General features: G+C 45.3%; 24 protein-coding genes. All 24 read right to left on the bottom strand.

Annotated features, from left to right (window positions below):
* Positions 1 to 24 precede the first annotated feature (24 nt).
* The 24 genes from RTS10_RS01915 to RTS10_RS01805 all read right to left on the bottom strand — a co-directional run bounded on the left by RTS10_RS01915 (position 25) and on the right by RTS10_RS01805 (position 14,105).
* Positions 25 to 615: a phage tail sheath C-terminal domain-containing protein gene (locus RTS10_RS01915; protein WP_312538953.1), complete on the bottom strand. Its 591-nt coding sequence runs from the start codon at positions 613 to 615 to the stop codon at positions 25 to 27.
* Entirely contained in the window at positions 612 to 1,208 is a 597-nt protein-coding gene (locus RTS10_RS01910; RefSeq protein ID WP_312538952.1) for a hypothetical protein, read from the bottom strand. Before RTS10_RS01910 ends, RTS10_RS01915 begins: the two co-directional genes overlap by 4 nt.
* Entirely contained in the window at positions 1,208 to 2,161 is a 954-nt protein-coding gene (locus RTS10_RS01905; protein WP_312538951.1) for a hypothetical protein, read from the bottom strand. Before RTS10_RS01905 ends, RTS10_RS01910 begins: the two co-directional genes overlap by 1 nt.
* 9 nt (positions 2,162 to 2,170) lie before the next feature.
* Positions 2,171 to 2,542, bottom strand: coding sequence for a hypothetical protein (locus tag RTS10_RS01900; protein ID WP_312538950.1), 372 nt, complete (start codon positions 2,540 to 2,542; stop codon positions 2,171 to 2,173).
* Between the two features lie 44 nt (positions 2,543 to 2,586).
* A complete protein-coding gene (locus tag RTS10_RS01895; protein WP_312538949.1) occupies positions 2,587 to 3,129 on the bottom strand; it encodes a phage tail sheath protein in 543 nt (180 codons plus the stop codon).
* Between the two features lie 12 nt (positions 3,130 to 3,141).
* Complete coding sequence (locus tag RTS10_RS01890; RefSeq protein WP_312538948.1) at positions 3,142 to 4,653, bottom strand: phage tail protein; 1,512 nt, start codon at positions 4,651 to 4,653, stop codon at positions 3,142 to 3,144.
* A gap of 20 nt (positions 4,654 to 4,673) precedes the next feature.
* On the bottom strand, positions 4,674 to 5,096 hold the full coding sequence (locus tag RTS10_RS01885) for a hypothetical protein (protein WP_312538947.1): 423 nt from the start codon (positions 5,094 to 5,096) through the stop codon (positions 4,674 to 4,676).
* A gap of 15 nt (positions 5,097 to 5,111) precedes the next feature.
* On the bottom strand, positions 5,112 to 5,684 hold the full coding sequence (locus RTS10_RS01880; RefSeq protein ID WP_312538946.1) for a phage tail protein I: 573 nt from the start codon (positions 5,682 to 5,684) through the stop codon (positions 5,112 to 5,114).
* Complete coding sequence (locus tag RTS10_RS01875; protein WP_312538944.1) at positions 5,681 to 6,622, bottom strand: baseplate assembly protein; 942 nt, start codon at positions 6,620 to 6,622, stop codon at positions 5,681 to 5,683. The genes RTS10_RS01880 and RTS10_RS01875 overlap by 4 nt, the downstream gene beginning before the upstream one ends.
* On the bottom strand, positions 6,619 to 7,002 hold the full coding sequence (locus RTS10_RS01870; RefSeq protein ID WP_312538943.1) for a GPW/gp25 family protein: 384 nt from the start codon (positions 7,000 to 7,002) through the stop codon (positions 6,619 to 6,621). Before RTS10_RS01870 ends, RTS10_RS01875 begins: the two co-directional genes overlap by 4 nt.
* Positions 6,999 to 7,553, bottom strand: coding sequence for a phage baseplate assembly protein V (locus tag RTS10_RS01865; protein ID WP_312538942.1), 555 nt, complete (start codon positions 7,551 to 7,553; stop codon positions 6,999 to 7,001). Before RTS10_RS01865 ends, RTS10_RS01870 begins: the two co-directional genes overlap by 4 nt.
* Positions 7,554 to 7,648: 95 nt before the next feature.
* Positions 7,649 to 7,906, bottom strand: coding sequence for a hypothetical protein (locus RTS10_RS01860; RefSeq protein ID WP_312538941.1), 258 nt, complete (start codon positions 7,904 to 7,906; stop codon positions 7,649 to 7,651).
* Positions 7,907 to 8,051: 145 nt separating this feature from the next.
* A complete protein-coding gene (locus tag RTS10_RS01855; RefSeq protein WP_312538940.1) occupies positions 8,052 to 8,888 on the bottom strand; it encodes a DNA adenine methylase in 837 nt (278 codons plus the stop codon).
* Positions 8,872 to 9,054: a Com family DNA-binding transcriptional regulator gene (locus RTS10_RS11000; protein WP_409455567.1), complete on the bottom strand. Its 183-nt coding sequence runs from the start codon at positions 9,052 to 9,054 to the stop codon at positions 8,872 to 8,874. The genes RTS10_RS01855 and RTS10_RS11000 overlap by 17 nt, the downstream gene beginning before the upstream one ends.
* Positions 9,055 to 9,072: 18 nt before the next feature.
* Positions 9,073 to 9,510 carry a phage virion morphogenesis protein gene (locus tag RTS10_RS01850; RefSeq protein WP_312538938.1) on the bottom strand — a complete coding sequence of 146 codons (438 nt, stop codon included), beginning with the start codon at positions 9,508 to 9,510 and terminating at the stop codon, positions 9,073 to 9,075.
* A complete protein-coding gene (locus RTS10_RS01845; protein WP_312538937.1) occupies positions 9,507 to 9,920 on the bottom strand; it encodes a phage tail protein in 414 nt (137 codons plus the stop codon). The genes RTS10_RS01850 and RTS10_RS01845 overlap by 4 nt, the downstream gene beginning before the upstream one ends.
* Complete coding sequence (locus RTS10_RS01840; RefSeq protein ID WP_312538936.1) at positions 9,917 to 10,522, bottom strand: N-acetylmuramidase family protein; 606 nt, start codon at positions 10,520 to 10,522, stop codon at positions 9,917 to 9,919. Before RTS10_RS01840 ends, RTS10_RS01845 begins: the two co-directional genes overlap by 4 nt.
* On the bottom strand, positions 10,519 to 10,848 hold the full coding sequence (locus RTS10_RS01835) for a hypothetical protein (protein WP_312538935.1): 330 nt from the start codon (positions 10,846 to 10,848) through the stop codon (positions 10,519 to 10,521). Before RTS10_RS01835 ends, RTS10_RS01840 begins: the two co-directional genes overlap by 4 nt.
* The gene (locus tag RTS10_RS01830) at positions 10,845 to 11,303 is read right to left on the bottom strand and encodes a hypothetical protein (protein WP_312538934.1); all 459 of its coding nucleotides are present in this window, start codon (positions 11,301 to 11,303) and stop codon (positions 10,845 to 10,847) included. The genes RTS10_RS01835 and RTS10_RS01830 overlap by 4 nt, the downstream gene beginning before the upstream one ends.
* Position 11,304: 1 nt before the next feature.
* On the bottom strand, positions 11,305 to 11,523 hold the full coding sequence (locus tag RTS10_RS01825; protein ID WP_312538932.1) for a tail protein X: 219 nt from the start codon (positions 11,521 to 11,523) through the stop codon (positions 11,305 to 11,307).
* Complete coding sequence (locus tag RTS10_RS01820; RefSeq protein ID WP_312538931.1) at positions 11,520 to 12,062, bottom strand: head completion/stabilization protein; 543 nt, start codon at positions 12,060 to 12,062, stop codon at positions 11,520 to 11,522. The genes RTS10_RS01825 and RTS10_RS01820 overlap by 4 nt, the downstream gene beginning before the upstream one ends.
* Before the next feature lie 12 nt (positions 12,063 to 12,074).
* A complete protein-coding gene (locus RTS10_RS01815; RefSeq protein WP_312538930.1) occupies positions 12,075 to 12,236 on the bottom strand; it encodes a hypothetical protein in 162 nt (53 codons plus the stop codon).
* 106 nt (positions 12,237 to 12,342) lie between these two features.
* The gene (gene gpM, locus RTS10_RS01810; protein WP_312538929.1) at positions 12,343 to 13,089 is read right to left on the bottom strand and encodes a phage terminase small subunit; all 747 of its coding nucleotides are present in this window, start codon (positions 13,087 to 13,089) and stop codon (positions 12,343 to 12,345) included.
* A gap of 8 nt (positions 13,090 to 13,097) precedes the next feature.
* Entirely contained in the window at positions 13,098 to 14,105 is a 1,008-nt protein-coding gene (locus RTS10_RS01805) for a phage major capsid protein, P2 family (protein WP_312538927.1), read from the bottom strand.
* Between the last annotated feature and the right edge of the window lies 1 nt (position 14,106).

The raw sequence follows: 14,106 nt of genomic DNA, 5'->3' as shown, positions 1-14,106 counted from the left end.
TTTGGGTTGAATGGTAGCTTATAGTTAAGCGGTTTGGGCGATAAGCTTGCTAAAATCCACCAAGTAGCGATCGGTGATACGCTGGTTCAAAAACAAGTTTTCTAGCGTTGGCACAGGGGTATAGTCGTAGTCGATATACATAAAGCCTTGGCTTAAATCTTGGGGGTTGTTAACCTCTTCGTTGTACCAGCCGCTTGCACCGATGAGCCAACCTTTGGCGACGAATTGACGTAACTTTGCGTTGATACTGTCGATGATGTCACGGGCTAAAATAGGCGTGAGCGGCTTGTCAACGAAGGGGAAACAGCCTGCAATGATGGTATCAAGCAAAAATTGGGCGGTGCGTGTGGTGGTCTCAAAGGCAAAGCGGGGGTCGTCGCTACAGGTGCGATTGCCCCAAAAGCGAAAGCCCTCGTGCTGGATGAGACTGGTGACTTCATTGGCGTTTAAGTAGCCGACTTCAGTGTCTGGGTCTTCCAAGTCCCATGTGCGTGGGTAACTGATGCCGTCCACCGTTGAGATGGCGACATTGCTGATTGACTTGGTAAATGAGGCTGGGTCGGTCTCATCAATTTTTGCCCGTAAGGCGAGGGCGGTAGCGATAATTGGGGTCATTTGGGCTCCTTGGTGTCAAACAAAAAACGGTTAGCAGTACCCATGCCGATTTTGACTAGCTGGGTTTTGGGTGGTAATTGGTGTAATGCGTGCTCGATGCCGTATCGCTCACGTTGATAGCGACAGCAAAGTTGGTCATTATTGATATATGCAAAAATCACATCAGAATTTGCGGTGTTAAAAGCGCGCTTGTCATCTAACGACACACGTGGATTTTGGACATTTGGAAAGTCGGTGATGGTTTGAGATTGACTCACCGTATCGTACCAATACAGTTTTGCAATACCACCTGATACATACGCCAATACAGGCCGCATATTTTGGTCAAAAGCTAAATCAATCTCGGTGATATCTGGCGCGGCTAGTAATGTTTTTGACGTATCTTTTGGCAAATCACTGCGCTGAATATAAATAGCCTTGCTATCCGTCCATGCGCGCCATGTATGCGAGACTAAGCCTTGACTGGTGTCGGATAAGCCAACACCGCCTTGTTCCCATGATTCGGTGAGCGGATAAGCTCTACTACGTGGCGACAGTAGGCTACCATTATCCGTTGACTCAACGGTTGCGAGATCAGTGGCTTGCGGCAACATTACAACGTACCCTCATAGCGACCCCATGAAAACTCGATAGGGATAGATAGTGTTTGGGTGTTAGTTTTGTTAATCGGGCTATCATCAGCGACAGAGCCAAAACGAATTTGCCAACAACCCGTGTATGCTGGCACTGTAATGGTTCTGATGGACTTATTCTCTTGGTCTATAGTTAAAGTTGTCCTAGCCTCCCTTTTATAACTGCCACTTATATAAGAATCTACTACTCTATCGAAAGTAACGTTATCCCCACTACCAGAGGGTTTTGTTGTAATAGCCGATAGGTCACCTGTATTAAAATAGATATAACGAGTGGAGTAATCAATGGGTGTATATCCCGTATTCTCTGGATACCAATAAATAGTAGCTACATTAGCAGGTCTTAGCTTCCAATTATAAGCAACATTACCACCAACACCATCTAAAAGATTAATCTGCCCAGTTTTATCTGTGGTATCGTATACCGCCCATAACTTATAATAAATTTCGAAAATTTCGCCACTTAAAACAGTGATAGTCGTAGGATTCCCTTGACTATCTTTAATTAATGCCCGAGTACAAAGATAATAAGTGGTCGCATTGCTATAAGTAGACGCCAAACCTAATTCGCTAACATTGACATTGTTCAAGCCAGTGAATGAGTATTTTCTTACTCTATTAACCTTATATAGATTCCCGTCGGTTGAGGCGTTGTAATCATATTTAGTTGAAACATTAGAACCACTAACCCCTTTGATAGCAGTATCTAATTTATTTTGCGTATAAACTGGTTGACTATTACCGCTACCAATGACGCAATACGCCATCATGTCCGTGCCGTTGCCATTGCCAAAGAAATCCAGTCCTTGATTTAAAATCAAATTCTTTTGATAACCTGTGTCAATCTTTGTACTGCCATCAGCTCGTTTCACTACAACACGAAATTCACCTGCCATACCCATATTTGCTTGCATAAAATGTCCTTAAACTGTTTTTAATGTGATATCTAGTGGCTTAACTGTTGGTTGATACGCATCACCATCGACACTGTTACTAACCACCACGCGTTTTAACGTGATATCTAGCGGTTTAACCATTGGTTGATAAGCGTCTTTATCATCAACATTCACCCTACTTACGATTGATTTAAGCGTGATATCTAGTGGTTTCACTGTCGGCTGATAAGCGTCTTTATCGTCAACCCGTTTACTTAGCACAATATCGCGCAGAGTGATATCTAACGGCTTAACTGTCGGCTGATAAGCGTCTTCACCATAGCCACGTTTTAAGATATCTTGAAGCGTTATGTCCAGCGGCTTAACTGTCGGCTGATACGCGTCTTCTTTTTCAATCAATGTTGGATAAAGACGGCTGGCATAGACAACACGCTTACCATCTGCTACTTTCCCAGCGGCTTACCCCACTGATTTTCAATCAAATGCAATTCACGGTCGCCAAAGGTATCGCGATATGCTGCAATCTCAGTTTTATCAGTAATCAATGTGCCGTCATCTTTGCGTGGCGACGCATAGACAAAAGCGCGGCGGCGCTTGGCAATGCTGACCAACTTACGCACCACAGCAGGGGTATCAATCTCAGGTGCACCTAGGATTTTTGGTATTACCCCTAAACGAGACTGACAAGCGAGCAGCTCATCTAACACATCGACGTTATCCGCATTACTCACACGCATGACAACCACGGTCGGGTTAGTGATATCACGGATGGTCTGCAATGATGTTTTGAGCGTGCCTTGGGTGCCTGCTTTATCAATATTGTCTTTGGTGATACCTGTTAGTAATACTGGGGTATCAGCTGGGTACATGGTGGCATCGGCATCGGTCGATGTGGCGATTAGACCGATGACGCTGATGTTGGCATTGCGCATGGGCAAAATGCCTTGGGTGAGTTCTTGGGCGGTGATGCCGTGGTGTAAAGCCATGTTAGCTCCTTTTTATGGTTGATAAGTTAATTTAACCGTATTGATTAAAGTGCCGTCGGGTATCAAGCCTTTTGCAAAATCATCAAACGCTTTTTGAGTTAAAACGGTAAACTCAGCTGTCCCTTCGGATGAACTATATCTAGTCATAGCGCATCCTGAGTAAGCATTAATTGGGTTTTGCTCAACAGTGAAGTAGCTAAATGGTTTTTGTAAATTTGAAGGTAAATTCGTCATCACAAGCCCCTGCTGCCCTTCGGTAACTAGGTCGCCTGCTCTGATGATGTAAGGCGAATTATTTTCAAGCACCTTTGGTTCTACTTTTATTTTCCCATTGTTATTTCTGATGTAGATTTGAAATTTTAAGCCGTTGTAATCCATAGTCGGCGCTGGCGGCGCATCACTGACTGTATTATTAATCGCAAGCGGTGCATTGATAGCTGTCTCGACATCGACAGTTGGGTCGTTTAAGACGAACCCCCAATTTAACGTGACAGGGTTATCTACACTGTAATTATCCTGTGGAATTGAGACGAGTAATGTTTTGCCATTATTAACGGTTTTTGGGTGGTTAATATTTGAATTGGTTAAGTGAATGGTGCCGCTTGCATCTGACAAGAAGCTGATTATTTGGATGGGTTGAGTGGCGTTTGTCACGTTTAACCATAGATAAATCGGCGTTTCTTCGCCAATAACTGTGACGCGGTTTAATCCTGCTTCGTCTGACGTGTAATACATATCAAACGTTGGAGCAATGTAGTCATTTGGCAAACGCTTCCAAAATTGCGCCACAATGGCTTTTTGATTCTCAATTTCTGAACCAATTTCAAAAACATTTCCCATCGTTTTGAATTTATTATCATCGGTAGCAATGGTTGAAAATCCAGCTAAAATTTTACTCTGGGCGTAAAGTGCCCAAACGCCATAGCCAAGGTCGGCGTGAACATCTTGACCGTTGGTGTAAAGTTTTGCAGTCGCGTAAATACCACCAACAGCAATCGCCTCAAAAATACGATTTTCAAGAGCAGTTAAGCGATCAAGCATATCCTGATGGTTATGACCAATGGCCGCAAAATTGGCATTGACCCACGACTGTGTGGCTGTGATAGCGTTGGTATCAACGACAATGGATACGCTCGGATTCTCAACCTGTACCACCGCTTTGAGTCGATAATCAACCGCGGCAGTGCTGGTAGCGTCTGGTTTTTGTACCTCTGGTAGACTGCCAACCCACACCAATACGCCATCACTATCAATCAATCCAAACTCACGAATGGTAAAACCACCTACGTCAACAGGGACGACACACACAATCTCGTACTTGTTTGGCGCGACAAGATTGACAGACTCGACCTTGCCTTGGTAACGCTTGGCGACCAAGGTTTGCTTATCCAGGCGTGTGCTGAAGTCGACATTAACGCCTTGTCCCACCGCAAAGTCAGTAATATGCAAGGGTGTCCCACCTGCATTACTGGCGGTAGCAATTTTGGCAGCGCCCGCGTTCGTTAAGAGTAATTGATAGCTCATAGTCGTATTAAGTCGGTTGATTAAACGGTTGGTAAGTCTAGGCCACGGTCACTGAGCACGTATTGACCATTTATCAAGCGCAGCTCAAGGTGGCGTTTTTCGCCAGCCTTGATGGTGAGTGGATAACTTGCGATAAAATAATTGGCTTTGTCTGCATTGGCTTTGGCAATATCAACAATCGGTTGTTTGGCGATATGGATATTGAGCGTAAGCTCTTCGCCACCAGTGTTGTCGACCGCAAATACCATGCTGTCTTGATGGGTGCGTAGAAGCCCGTCATTGACGACCAGTTCGGCAGTGCCTGAATGCCCTGTGCCGTCGATATTGACTAGATTTGGAATAGTCGTTTGTCCGTCTTCTTTGAACTCAATAGGATAAAAAGGCATAGCGGCAGCAAGTGCAACGGCTAAAATAACGCCTTGGGGTTGACATAAGTTTGACATAATAAAGTCCTTTAGTTAGGTGGAAACAGTAAGTTCAACGCCGACCACGGGGACGGCATAGGCAGCAATAACAGCGGGTAAGGTGTAACCTAGATAAACGTCGTAGTGAGCGGATAAGCGTTTGACCGCATCTATCATGGCTCGTATTTGTAAAATATTGTCAGCGATAATACCTGTCGTTGGGTGTACCTCGACGCTAAAAGTACCTGCTTTTCCACGGGGTGATTTTTGAAACCACTCAATGATGCTAGCGTCATAATTCATGGCTGCCAGTGAGCGTTTGACGGCACTAAGTGTTCCTTTACGCTCATGCACCCAAAGACTGTCACGGATGACTTGGCGTTTGGTCTCGGCCGTCCAGTTGTCGTTCCATTCGTCCACGCTCCATGCATAGGCAAGGTAAGGCAACAAACTATCGGGGGCGGTGTCTACGTCCCAGATAGTGTCAAACGGTACGGGTATTGGCTCAAGCTTGGCGGTTGCGCCTGCTAGCGCGTGCTCCAGTGGACGGCTATTGGCGGGGAGTAGCGATTGGTAGCGGTCATTGATAGCGATTGGTGGCTGGGTAGGGTCGGCGGTATAAATCATGTACCCTCCGATTTGGCAATGATGTTGTAGCCTGTGCAATGAGCCACTTCACCAATGGCGGTCATGACATCGGTTTTTGGTTCGTTGAGTTCAATGCGACTAACACCCATCACGTCTAAAGCCCCGATGATACGGCTAGTTGCCACGCGCGCGTTTGGTTTAAAATTGTCTGTCAAATATTGGCGTAATGCTGTCATGCCTTGGCTCAAAATCAACTGTGGGCTAATGCCGTTTTTGACATAGACGACAGCATCGATACGGTAGGCTTTGGCGGTAGCAGAGTTGACACGCACTAAATCCGTTAAAGGTCGCACATCATCGGCGACAAGTGCGTTATATACATCAGTCACCGCTTGGGCTGACACGCCTACAGTCTTGTTTGCTTGCACAAGTACGTCGCCATCAATTTGCCCAGCCAAATAAACATCCACTTCAGTAGGAGCAGGGCTATAGACGGTCACACTATGCACTTCGGCACTGGCTGACAAGGCGTGGAATTCGTAACTGCCTGCAGAACCTGCCATTGTCATCGCTTCAACTGATAGGGCTAGGCGGTAGCGGTAGTCGTCATCTGTCTCGTAAATCGCAGTTATTGGCGGAGTGGCGGTTTTGTCCTCGGCTTGTAATAATTTACGCTCGAGGCGGTAATAGGTTACGCCAATATGGTCAAGGTCTGACCCTATGGCGAATGCCAACATCAAGCTACGGGCTTTGCGATTAATTTCGCTAATCTTTAATACATAGCGGTAGGCGAGGACTTCGATAATTTTATTAATCGGCTCGGACTCTAGCGTTAACGCGGCTTGGATAGGGTGGTCATCGGCAAATTTGGCGGACAGCTCAGCGCGTAAGCGGGTGACTTCCGTCTCAAAGTCAATCGGCTCTAACACATTGGGTAAGGGCAAGCCTGCCAAGTTAATGGCATTATAAACGCTCATGATGCCCCCCGTGCCAGTGTCAAAGTGATAGGCAATTTCGTATTGTCGCTACGGCGCAAATCTAGTAATACGTTAACGCCTGTGTTGCCTGTGTCATTGGTAGCGTCCGCATTCATGGATAATTGGACTTGGCGGACTTTGACCCGTGGTTCCCATTTAACAATTGCAGTGGCAATGGCTGCCATGATTTTTAGCTTTGTAGCAGGGTTTGCGGGTTGGTCAATCAAAAACGGCAATAAACTACCATACTCACGGCGTAGCAGACGGCTACCGATAGGGGTCATCAAAATATCATTAATCGATTGGCGTAAATGCTCGGGGGGCGGTAATAATGCGCCTGTGGTACGGCTCATGCCCATAGCAAAATTGATATCCATCATTGCGGTGCTCCTGTGGTGGAGTTACCGCCCATGACTTTGCCGTGCAAGTGTTTTATAAGACTGATGACGCCAGCAACGATATCTTTTTTAGCATGGATGGATTCATCAACTTCCAAAGTTCCTGTCATCGTAACAGTTGGCGTATCAAGCGTGATACTACCTTCAGAAATGATGGTGGTATTGGTAATTTTGAGAGTAAGGTTGCTATCGTCTGTTTTGACACTGAGATAATCCTGGTCATTAAATTGGACGCGAATTTCGTTTTCATCTGTGCTTGGGCTTGGGTGTTGATTGCTGTAAAGCGATAAAACAGGAATGGCATTGGCAAGCTCACCACTTGGACTGACTAACAAAAATTGTTCACCAACGGATGGGCAACGCCATACACGCACTTGTCCAGCCGCCAAGGCAGGTATAGGCAACCAGTCGGTTTGGTTGTCGCCGACGTCTAGGCGCATGGTTTGGTCGTCTGGGTTGACGTCAAACACAGTGCCAATGGTGACAATGTTATGTAAGCGGCGTTGTTGTTCGGATAAAATTTGCGCAGTCATGGTCGTTTGCCTTGTGATTAGGCAAAGTGTGGCATGACAAACGTAAGGGTAAAATAAGCAAAAGACCGTAATAATAAATTACGGTCTTTCAAAAGTTAGGCGGCGATAAAATTTTGGCAGGTAATTTTATTGAGGCGATCAAGGTTATCTAAGTGTGTATCAATAATGAGCTGCTTAATACGTTCAGCTCTATCGTCATTACTTAATGATTGTGTGGCTACATAAAACAAAACGTCGTAAGTTGAAATGTACAGGTTTGAAAGGCTATAAGGCATTTTATTTTGATTGTGAGACATGGTCACGCTTGAACCATTAATATATAGGGTATATTCATCTGATTTTAAAATTTTCATCGTGTTTGTCCTTTTTTAGCGTCCGATTTCAGGCGGTTGCCGTTGGTTGGTGTAAGGACAGTATCGCTCTGGTGGCACACGATAGCGAGTATTATTTGCATAAAAAACGTGTCGCAACGGACACGTTTTTTATGGTCAAAGTGGGTTAGAAACGGTAAATCATATTGTCTTCATAAGCACGTTCATGATTGACATGGGCTTGAATAGTGACACGCTCAAAACAGCCAAGCCGTTCCCAGTCATCGCCATTTAGTTGTTTGAGATAATCCAAATAGTCCAATAACTCTGACTTGGTAGAACTGAAGAAAATGTACGGTGGACGAGTAAGGCTCATTAAATATAAAAAGTCGACCATTGCAAAATATTTATCTTGATGGTAAGCACCTTGTCCGGTGTAAAGATAAGGTGGGTCCAATAAAAATAGGGTTTTGGGTTTATCTTTATATTTGGCCATCAAAGTTGTGTATGACTCTGTAGTAATGATAAGCCCGTCAAGATAATGAGTAGCAGGTTCATAAGGGTTTTTACGTATGGTGTTGTAAAACGTATTTTGATATAGCTCGTCAAGCGTCTTAACCTGTTTGCCGCTAAACAACACCCAATTGGCGATACTGTGTACGTCGATAAAGCCGTCAAAGTTATTGATGATATCAATAACAGCCTGTTTATCCTGAGCTGATAACACTTTGTGACGAGGCAATGGTGCAAGCTTGGTAAAAATCTGTTGGCGTAACCGCTCGGTATCATCAATGTGGTTAAGCCGCTCGGTATAGCCATCAAAATCGTTGTAAATCACCGTAGCATTGGGCAATAGATGCTTGGCGTTGTGTGCCAATAAACCACTGCCGCCAAATACATCAATGATGGTCCAACCATTACCGTCATCATCAATATGGGTCTGGAGTACTTGTCGAAAAGCTTTGATAAAATTACGTTTTTGCCCGATAAATGATAATGGGGCTTTGCTATAAGGTTTTGTCATGATTTCGTCCAATTTTAGGGCGTTCTGGACGCTCAGGGTTTGGACGCTCGGTGGCATTCTGAAAAGTATTAATAGTCTTACATCGTGGACATTTAACGGCGACCACTGCCTCACCAGTCATGCGAAACAGGAGCTTTTCGCAGACATTGCAACGATAATCTTGCATGATTTTTCAAATATCCTTTTATAAATTCATAAAGAAATTCTCAACTTCTTTGATGATCAGCTGCTCATCCTCAGGGCTGATGCCAACCGTCTCACGCACTGGATAAGCCACGGCTCGCGCATTGGGTGATGGCTTGGCAACTTTACCGTATTGGTGGACTTCCATTACTTTTGCCGTATGGCCAGAGAACCCAACTTCGGCATGGGTAGATGAATACGCTGTCTTAATTAACCTGGGCAGTCGCTGAAACATGGCGCCACGGCGGATTGATCGCTTATGGTCACGTTTACGCGGGGTAAATCTTGCGCCGCTGGGTGCAACCTGTGATTTGATACGGCGTGCCATAGTCTGCTTGAGCCTAATAGCGATGCGCTGGGTTAAACGGCGTTTTTGGCTATCATTGAGTTGCTCATTGATACGTTTTATCCAAACGGCTAGCTCATTAAAATCACTCATAGCTCATCCTGAGCATCGCCAAACACGATTGAGGCTTTAACGAAGGTACCTGCTGTATCTGACCAAACAAGGTCATCGCATAGGTTGGCGGTGCCATCTTCAGCAAAATTAAGTTTGTCATCAAGGCTAATATCTATCTGTAAGTCATAGGTTTCTAAGTCTATAACATCACAATCAAATGCCAGCTTTGGTATAGGTTTACCGTGCTGCTCAAACCATTTACGAATATAGCCTAGTACATCAAACGGATGAGCTATACGGCAATTGAGCAAATAAAATCGGGCGATATAGTGTATGGTTGAGACCTCTTGGGGCAATTCACCATTGATGATTTGGAGCTGGGTGTTGTCGCCTGTTAGCTCGGGGAAACGGGCTAACAGGTCGTTTTTTAGATCGACTAGGTATTTCATGCGTTAAATTGTTTAAAAGCGGCGGCAAGTTTGCCATGATAATTATTGGCTCTGTAGCCTTTGCCATTGTAACCATAGGCAAACGCTGACCAGTCTTTGTTTTTGAGGGCATCAATAAGCTTATTTTGGCGGATAAATCGGCACATGGTGTCAAGTTGCGCGCCTTCATCTTTGTATTGGGCGTTGATAAAAGCTTGTAACGTTGGGTATCCCAAGTCTTTCCAATTAAATCCCATCACTTGCCCCAACCCCCAACTGGCAGACTCGAGCGCAGATTCACGGTGGTATTGACTGGCAGCGGTCAAGCGTTGGTGTTGATAGCTACCTTCAAGACCGTAGGACTTTGGTTTCCATTTTGGATAGCAAAGGTCTGGACGTTCTCGCATCACTTTTGCACGGATATCCAGCAAGCCTTTTTTGGTGAGCTGCTTATAAAAAATATGTGGCTCAAATAAAATCACAGGTTCACCCGTGGATAAAAACCCTTCGCCTTTGGATTCGACTTCATGCACAGCACGCATGGCGGCTAAGGGTATGCCAAGACTATCGGCACTGGCTTTGATTTGGGCTAGGGTTATTTTTTTGTGGGCAGGTGTGCTCATTGGCTCTCCTTAAAAATGTGATTGATACGGTCATTAAATCGCTGGCGACGATAATTTTTACGTTCGCAGTGCAGTAAAAACCATAACAATGCTAATGCCATGGTCAAGGTGGCAAAGCCAGAGCGAATCAAAATCAGGCTCAATGACATCGTAAACCCTGCATCCATGGCGTCATATGCCATATAAACAACGGCAATCAGACTATGGATCAACAAACAGCGCAGTGCCCACCAAAGGATGTCATCATAGCGGCGTGTCAGCCATAAAAACGCTGTTAAGATGGTCATGCTAAGTAGCATTAAGCCGACGTGTAATAGGTAAATCATTTATCCACCCCCATAAATTTGGCAAGCCAATCGGGCAAAATGGCTTTGATACGATCAGAATTGGCAACCGCGATTAATAAACGCAAAATAAAATATCCGCCGACAGCCCACAAAAAGCTAACGAACAAAACCACGTCTTCGCTTGAATTGTTCCGACCCATCAGCTCAAGACTGCCACGGGTAAAGAACAATCCTGCACCCAAACCTAAGAGAACGTGTCCTACGCTAGTGGCAGATGGGGGGAATTTTTTATCTTCGCCGAAGGCAAGGTAACCACCAATGGCACCAATGACAGTGGCAATAAGCATGGCATTGGTAATGGTAGAAATAGGTAATAGCTGTTTATACTCAGCAAATACGGGGTTAATCGTGGCAAGCAGCCAGAGAAAAGCAACAATACTCCATCCAAGCATACAGCCAATGATGTCGAAAATTAGGCTAGATTTTTTTAACATATCAATCCCAAAGTTTTAACCGTTGCTGCACGTTGGCGACGGTTGTCGTAAAAGGTAAAATCACGGTACTCCGCATAGGTAAAATAGCGAGCGGGGTAAATTGTGGGTTTAATTCAACGATTTTTGGTAAGTATGCGTTTGATTGATTACCAAAAAAGCGATAAGCAATAGCGTCGAGCGTGTCAAATTGTTGTGATGCTGTGGTGCGTTGTATTGTCATAACAACCTCACACGGTTACGGCTTTTGCCGGTCAAGTCAGCAATCGCATGGTTGACCAGGCGGCGCAGGGCGTCAGACTTGGTATTTTCGTTATTGCCGCGTGTGATGCCTTGACCAATGGTGTCAAAATCCATGTAGTTATCAGCCATGAGTGCGGCGGCTTCGTTGAGAACCGCGCGCTTATAAGTGCGTTGCCAGCGATGGTGAGTAACCAATTGGGTAAGCGATAAAAATCCGTCAGCCCAGCGGGGTAATATTGACCTGATATTCGATGATAATCGGTGGTGGTGGCTAATCAAAGCAGGGGCAGACTCCCAAACGCAGGTACCGCCCACGACAAAGCCAAACTGGTCGTCATCCAAGTAAGGGATTTGTGCATTAATATTGTCATAGGCATCACTGATGTAGCCTGCAATACGGTCGCTGCCCATTGTCTTATCAATACGCATCATTTGTACCAAGTCAGTCGTTGAGACCGATGGCAAGCCCTTAATCGGATTGGGTACTTCGGCATGATTGATTTGCTGATTGATAAGCATGGTTTACCCAGTTTATTTTTTGGTTTTGGAGCGTTTGCTATTTGAATATTTTTCTTGTGGTGGTTGCTGTTGCTGATATGGTTTTCCGATAGTTCCAATAGTTTGAGAAATACCACTAACACCCATTGAAGCGGCAAATAATGACATTAAAGCGAGTTTTCGATAGTTATTCATATTGGCGTCCAAAATAAAAAGGCGGTAGTTATTAAAAAGGTGCTGGTAAAAGTTAATTCACTTTTCAGACAAATTTAATAAGCCGCCTTACCCGTGGTGGGGTCTGTTAGCCTTGAGCGGCTTTAAGTTTTGATAAGTCGGTTTTGCAACCAACATCGGGGTAAATTGCAATTGCTTTTTCATAAGCAGCAATGGCGTCCGTTGGTTTGTCAGCTTTTAACGCATCACCATAAGCTCGATACAACTTGGCACGTACAGGGTCGGGCATATCGTGGTCGTTGGTGACTTCGATTGCTTTTGCCAGAATGTCAGTGTGTTCGCTTGGGTTATCCGCTTTTTTTGTCACTTCAGATGCCAATTGCTCGGCATATACGGTCGCAACGTCACGGGTAAATGGTTCTGGCATAGCCATGTCGTTGAGTAGCGCAAACTCTGCAATGCGGGTAGCGGTATCAAATTCATGGGTATCAAGCGCCCAGACCATGAGTTGAACTAGCATATCGTTTTGACCGCTCACACCTGCGGCTAGTGTGCCTTCAATCCAAGGTAGGTAAAAGGGTAAAAAGTCGGCTTTTAGTTCGTTCTTTTTGGCCTGCGATTGGATGCCTTGTAGCGACTGCCAGTCATTAAAAAACTTGAGTTCAATAGGGCTTCCTGCATCGGGGTTGTCGTCATCAAGCGGATATTCGCCATCAGGCTGCCCATCAAAAACAGGCTGATTTTGGCGGGTCATGGTGCTGCCTAATGGTCGGTTTAACTGACGACCGCGGGCAGATAGTCGGGGGTCGGAATTGGCTTGACGCGCCGCTTTTTCGGCACGCACGCGTTCAAAATGGTCTCGTAAGCTGCTCATGGGTTTCCTTATGCTTCAATCACTAGGTTTTCGATGTAGGCGCATTTGTCATAGTCTTCGATGACAAAACACTCATTCACTGATTGATAGTCAGAGGTGCGGTTCCATTCCGGCTCATCTTTAATCAGACGACGCATACTGCCACGTTGTTGGTAGATAGACAGATTGTCGTAGCTGGTAATCAACAAACCATTAGCTGGGAAATACGCAGGGGTATCGACTGGCAACGTACCAAGCTGTTTTTTCTGATACAAGGCATTGGCAGCCGCCTGCTCGGTTGGGGGTAAGGTTTGATTGATAAGGTTTTGGTATTTATCCGTGACCAGACCGCGCGAGGTAATGACAACCAAGTCGCTATTGTCGCGGAACTGTTCGGCGATTAGGTCATTGACTGCCATTTCAACCAGCGCATCAATATTTTTAAATTCATGGCTTGCGCCAATCGTCAAATTATCAATATGACGCTCGGGGGCAAAGGCACGAATTTTTTCTAACCAGCCAACGTTGACGTCTTGCAGTTTTGGATACAAGGTCTTGTTGGTGGTCTTCGCGCGGTGAGTACCATTAAAACCAATCATTTGCTTGTCTTGGGCGACCAATTTAATCGCTAAGTTTTGCAAGCGTTTTTGGAAATCGGGGAAAGCACCCCATTGGTCGATGACTGCCCATTGATAGGCGACGTCGTAGTCTGTTTGAGTACAGACGTAATCATCGATATGCTCAAGATTGCCAATCGGCGTCGGACGACGGGGCTGAATGCGGGTGTCGGTATTGCTGGCGACACGTTGGTCACTGCCTAACCCAAGTTTTTCACCTGTCGCTTGTTGCACAGTGACCATGTTGATACGTTTTAAAAAGTCTGTGACCTCTTGGTAACGCTCAATCAAGGTTTGTTGACGAGCAGGTTGCACTTCAATGGTGGTGGCAAAGTTTTCGGCACCGTTGATGGTAGCGATTTGTTGGGTGTATTGCTGTAAGGCGATACGAGTGGCAGCAGATAAAGCGTAACTTCCCATG

This window comes from Moraxella sp. CTOTU47616, assembly GCF_032017465.1.
GTDB lineage: Bacteria > Pseudomonadota > Gammaproteobacteria > Pseudomonadales > Moraxellaceae > Faucicola > Faucicola tetraodonis.
Note: the sequence above shows the minus strand (reverse complement) of the source record. Positions and strands in the feature narration are given on the sequence as shown.

Excerpts from the sequence above, each read along its gene's own strand:
- RTS10_RS01830 (WP_312538934.1), bottom strand. The coding sequence starts at position 11,303 with ATGTTAAAAAAATCTAGCCTAATTTTCGACATCATTGGCTGTATGCTT.
- RTS10_RS01860 (WP_312538941.1), bottom strand. The coding sequence starts at position 7,906 with ATGAAAATTTTAAAATCAGATGAATATACCCTATATATTAATGGTTCA.
- RTS10_RS01880 (WP_312538946.1), bottom strand. The coding sequence starts at position 5,684 with ATGATTTATACCGCCGACCCTACCCAGCCACCAATCGCTATCAATGAC.
- RTS10_RS01840 (WP_312538936.1), bottom strand. The coding sequence starts at position 10,522 with ATGAGCACACCTGCCCACAAAAAAATAACCCTAGCCCAAATCAAAGCC.
- RTS10_RS01915 (WP_312538953.1), bottom strand. The coding sequence starts at position 615 with ATGACCCCAATTATCGCTACCGCCCTCGCCTTACGGGCAAAAATTGAT.
- RTS10_RS01885 (WP_312538947.1), bottom strand. The coding sequence starts at position 5,096 with ATGTCAAACTTATGTCAACCCCAAGGCGTTATTTTAGCCGTTGCACTT.
- RTS10_RS01805 (WP_312538927.1), bottom strand. The coding sequence starts at position 14,105 with ATGGGAAGTTACGCTTTATCTGCTGCCACTCGTATCGCCTTACAGCAA.
- RTS10_RS01855 (WP_312538940.1), bottom strand. The coding sequence starts at position 8,888 with ATGACAAAACCTTATAGCAAAGCCCCATTATCATTTATCGGGCAAAAA.
- gpM (WP_312538929.1), bottom strand. The coding sequence starts at position 13,089 with ATGAGCAGCTTACGAGACCATTTTGAACGCGTGCGTGCCGAAAAAGCG.
- RTS10_RS01835 (WP_312538935.1), bottom strand. The coding sequence starts at position 10,848 with ATGATTTACCTATTACACGTCGGCTTAATGCTACTTAGCATGACCATC.
- RTS10_RS01905 (WP_312538951.1), bottom strand. The coding sequence starts at position 2,161 with ATGCAAGCAAATATGGGTATGGCAGGTGAATTTCGTGTTGTAGTGAAA.
- RTS10_RS01890 (WP_312538948.1), bottom strand. The coding sequence starts at position 4,653 with ATGAGCTATCAATTACTCTTAACGAACGCGGGCGCTGCCAAAATTGCT.
- RTS10_RS01845 (WP_312538937.1), bottom strand. The coding sequence starts at position 9,920 with ATGAAATACCTAGTCGATCTAAAAAACGACCTGTTAGCCCGTTTCCCC.
- RTS10_RS01870 (WP_312538943.1), bottom strand. The coding sequence starts at position 7,002 with ATGATGGATATCAATTTTGCTATGGGCATGAGCCGTACCACAGGCGCA.
- RTS10_RS01850 (WP_312538938.1), bottom strand. The coding sequence starts at position 9,510 with ATGAGTGATTTTAATGAGCTAGCCGTTTGGATAAAACGTATCAATGAG.
- RTS10_RS01895 (WP_312538949.1), bottom strand. The coding sequence starts at position 3,129 with ATGGCTTTACACCACGGCATCACCGCCCAAGAACTCACCCAAGGCATT.
- RTS10_RS01825 (WP_312538932.1), bottom strand. The coding sequence starts at position 11,523 with ATGACAATACAACGCACCACAGCATCACAACAATTTGACACGCTCGAC.
- RTS10_RS01815 (WP_312538930.1), bottom strand. The coding sequence starts at position 12,236 with ATGAATAACTATCGAAAACTCGCTTTAATGTCATTATTTGCCGCTTCA.
- RTS10_RS01875 (WP_312538944.1), bottom strand. The coding sequence starts at position 6,622 with ATGAGCGTTTATAATGCCATTAACTTGGCAGGCTTGCCCTTACCCAAT.
- RTS10_RS01820 (WP_312538931.1), bottom strand. The coding sequence starts at position 12,062 with ATGCTTATCAATCAGCAAATCAATCATGCCGAAGTACCCAATCCGATT.
- RTS10_RS01910 (WP_312538952.1), bottom strand. The coding sequence starts at position 1,208 with ATGTTGCCGCAAGCCACTGATCTCGCAACCGTTGAGTCAACGGATAAT.
- RTS10_RS01865 (WP_312538942.1), bottom strand. The coding sequence starts at position 7,553 with ATGACTGCGCAAATTTTATCCGAACAACAACGCCGCTTACATAACATT.
- RTS10_RS11000 (WP_409455567.1), bottom strand. The coding sequence starts at position 9,054 with ATGCAAGATTATCGTTGCAATGTCTGCGAAAAGCTCCTGTTTCGCATG.